General features: G+C 35.5%; 2 pseudogenes. Both read right to left on the minus strand.

The annotated features are described in order from the left end of the window. Positions 1-607, minus strand: a pseudogene (locus CQA53_RS11670) (lipase family protein); the annotation flags it as partial. Beyond that, positions 586-865 (minus strand): annotated as a pseudogene (locus tag CQA53_RS11675) (hypothetical protein); the annotation flags it as partial. The pseudogenes CQA53_RS11675 and CQA53_RS11670, both read right to left, overlap by 22 nt.

Genomic DNA, 865 nt, shown 5'->3' on the forward strand with positions numbered 1-865 from the left:
AGAATCTTAGCATATCGTTATATTGTCCTTGTGGGATATGCCCTAAAGCCATTCTTGCATCTGTTTTTAAATCTCCTGTATCGCTAGGCTCTGTGCCTCGAAACACCATTATCTTTTGATTAGAATCTTGTGTATCCTCAAAGAGTGTGCCACTAAAGCCTGAATATGTGTTGGGCTGATGATGAAGTAGTTTGAATCTTCTTACGAATTTTATGGTATGTTGGGAGAGAGCATCGGTAGGCTTTACATTTTTAGGGTCGTTGGCTAGTGTTTTATCTTTACTTGATAAACAAGCTTTTGTGAAAGGGACACACCAATCACCCTCTTTACCTATCACTTTATCTTGATTGAAACGAGCTTCAATAGCTCTAGCATAGGCGGTGTTGTTGCCTTTAGCGATTGTATATGTTGTTTCACCTTTTTTATCTTTGATTTCTATATCCGCTTTAAGTTTATATCCCAATGTTAATTTATCAGCTTCTTCCCATTTTTTCTTTGGATTTGCAGAATCTATACTCTCATATACATAATGAAGCATTGCATAAGCTGCATCGGCACAATCAGCATAGTCTTTGAATCTTTTAATCAATTCTCTACTTCTACCCATTTATCACCCTTCGCATTCGAAATAAATTTTTTCACTACCTTGCCATCCTTTACGACAAATTTTTGGTCTTTATTTCTAAGATAAAGTTCTCTTTCAATGTCCCAATGGAATCCTCCCCCCTCATCACCATGTAGCCATAAGCCATATTCTGTATATATAAAACCTCTCAAATAAAAAATAGTATGATTAACACCATTAGAATCTGTATAAACGAGAGTATGCACCACTTCCTCTTTAATTCTACTATTTATTTGTTTA

Source organism: Helicobacter didelphidarum (genome assembly GCF_003364195.1).
GTDB lineage: Bacteria > Campylobacterota > Campylobacteria > Campylobacterales > Helicobacteraceae > Helicobacter_A > Helicobacter_A didelphidarum.